The sequence below is a fragment of the Sphingomonas sp. Leaf33 genome (genome assembly GCF_001421785.1).
Lineage (GTDB): Bacteria > Pseudomonadota > Alphaproteobacteria > Sphingomonadales > Sphingomonadaceae > Sphingomonas.
Genome location: NZ_LMLB01000001.1, coordinates 32666 through 35296 on the forward strand (window position 1 = coordinate 32666; position 2631 = coordinate 35296).

At 64.1% G+C, this 2631-nt stretch carries 3 protein-coding genes; all 3 read left to right on the forward strand.

Features of this window, described 5'->3' with window-relative positions; genetic code table 11:
- Positions 1-1477 (forward strand): DNA methyltransferase (locus ASE86_RS00175; protein ID WP_235523939.1); only part of this gene is annotated, 1477 nt, incomplete at its 5' end.
- Between the two features lie 244 nt (positions 1478-1721).
- Positions 1722-1967 (forward strand): translation initiation factor IF-1, encoded by a 246-nt coding sequence (infA, locus tag ASE86_RS00180; protein WP_026325702.1) that lies wholly within the window; start codon positions 1722-1724, stop codon positions 1965-1967.
- Positions 1968-1969: 2 nt separating this feature from the next.
- The gene (locus ASE86_RS00185; RefSeq protein WP_056421534.1) at positions 1970-2554 is read left to right on the forward strand and encodes a Maf family protein; all 585 of its coding nucleotides are present in this window, start codon (positions 1970-1972) and stop codon (positions 2552-2554) included.
- The last annotated feature ends 77 nt before the right edge of the window (positions 2555-2631 follow it).

Here is a 2631-nt window from a genome sequence, read left to right on the forward strand (position 1 = left end):
CGGCGCGGACGCCAGCATCGAGGCGTTCGACGACACCTGGACGTGGGGCGAGGCATCGAAGAACGCGCTGCTCGACATCGACAGCGGCACTAATCGGTCGCTGCAGGTCATGATGCGCGCGATGCACGACGCGCTCGGCGACACGCCGCTGATGGCCTACCTGGCGATGATGGCGGTGCGTCTGGTCGAACTTCACCGCGTGCTGAAGGAGACAGGCAGCCTCTATCTCCACTGCGACCCCACTGCGAGCCATTACCTGAAGTTGGTGCTGGATGCTGTATTTGGTACAGAAAATTATCAGGCAGAAATAATCTGGCGTCGCACGAATTCACGAAGCACGTCTGGCAAGTGGCCGCGTTTGCATGATACAGTTTTCCATTATTCTCGTACGCCGGCTGCCAAATTTCACCAGCAGTTAGTTCCTGGAGAATTGGCAAAAACACCTCACACGCTCATTACAGGGGCCGATGGTCTAAAATATAACACCTATGAACTTACCGGTCCCGGCATTACCCGCGACGGGGAAAGCGGACGACCTTGGCGGGGCTTTGATCCTGCAAAAATGGGGCGACATTGGGCCAACAGCACCAGTCAATTGGAAGAGTGGGATGCGGCTCAGCTGATTCATTTTCCAAAGAACGGGGGCTTTCCTCGGCGACGCGCGGAGGACCCGTTTGATCCACAAGCTCGATTGGTCACCGTTGGCGATGTTTGGTCAGACATTGATCGTCTCAATCAAACGGCGAAAGAACGCCTCGGCTACCCTACCCAGAAGCCTCGCGCGCTCCTCGAACGCATCATCGCCGCCTCGTCCAACCCCGGCGACGTGGTGCTCGATCCGTTCTGCGGCTGTGGCACCGCGGTGGACGCTGCGCAGAAGCTAGGCCGACAGTGGATCGGGATCGACGTTACCCACATCTCGATCGGCATGATCGAGAACCGGATGCGCGAGGGGTATCCGGGCATCGCATTCGAGACGATCGGCGTACCGCGCGATCTGGCCAGCGCCGAACGCCTTGCCGCCGACGATCCCCACCAGTTTCAGCAATGGGTCAGTTGGTTGGTGGGCGGGTATCCGCGCGACAAGAAGGGTGGCGACAAGGGCGTCGATGGCTGGTTCAATTATCTGGCCGAGAGCGGGCGGATCGAAACCGGCGTCATCTCGGTAAAGGCAGGCGATATCGTCAATCCCAACATGGTTCGCGATCTCGGCCGCGTGATGGAGCGCGACAAGCACCGGTTCGGCCTGTTCATCATGAAGTCGCTGCCGACCAAGGGCATGCGCGAGGAAGCGGCGTCGCATCCGACCATCGAAACCGAGTTCGGCCGCTTTCCAGCACTTCAGATCGTGACGCTCGCCGAGCTGATGCACGGCCATCGCCCGAAACTGCCCCCGCTCATCAGCCCGGTTAAGAAGGCCGCACGAGTGGAGACACGGGTCAGTCACCAGAAGGGGTCGCAGGGAAGCCTGCTTTAGGGGACGGTCGGGTCCATCCGACCGGCGCACGTTCCGCTTTTGTTCCGATTTCAACTTTCCTACACGCCGCGCCAATGCTACCCCCGGACCATCGGCTCCACGTGCGGGGACGGAACAGGGACCGGGAGAACACCGCGCATAGTGTGACCCGAGTGTGACCTTCGGCGACGCCCTTCCCTTTTCCGCCCATGAGGCGTAAGGGCGCGGCCAGCTATTACTCTCAGAATTTGCAAGAGGTTGCCGTTTGGCCAAGGAAGAACTGCTCGAAATGCGCGGCCAGGTGGTCGAGCTCCTGCCCAACGCGATGTTCCGCGTGCGGCTGGAGAACGACCATGAGATCCTGGGCCACACCGCAGGCAAGATGCGCAAGAACCGCATCCGCGTCCTCGTCGGCGACGAGGTGCTGGTCGAGCTGACTCCCTACGACCTGACCAAGGGCCGCATCACGTACCGCTTCATGCCGGGCCGCGGCGGTCCCGGACCGCAATAAGCTTGTCCGCCGGCGCACCCGCGCTCGTCCTCGCCTCGACCTCGCCGCGCCGCCTGGAATTGCTGGCGCGGATCGGCGTCGTGCCCGCGCGGATCGCCGCCCCCGACATCGACGAAAGCCCGCTGAAAGGCGAGGCGCCGGCCGCCTATGTCGCGCGCCTCGCCGAGGGCAAGGCCCGCGCGGTCGAACGCGCCCCGCACGAGATCGTACTGGCCGGCGACACCACGGTCGCGGTCGGCACGCGCATCCTGGAAAAGCCCGTCGACGAAGCCGACCTGCGCCGGATGCTGGGGCTGCTGTCGGGGCGGCGGCATCGCTGCGTCTCCGGGCTCTGCGTCATCGACCGCGACGGCCGCGCGCGGGTGCGGTCGGTCACCACCGTCGTCGCGTTCAAGCGGCTGAGCGATGCCGAGATCGACTGGTATGTCGCGAGCGGCGAAGGCATGGGCAAGGCCGGCGGCTATGCGATCCAGGGCCGCGCCGAAACGTTCGTGCGCTTCCTGTCGGGCTCGCACTCCGCGGTCGTCGGCCTGCCGCTGTTCGAGACGCGCGCGCTGCTCGAGGCGTCGGGCTGGGCGTTTGCGTGAGCGCCACCCGTGCTCCCGCGCAGGCGGGAGCCCAGGGCCACGGGCCGTGTCGCATGGGGCTCTAGGCTCCCGCCTGC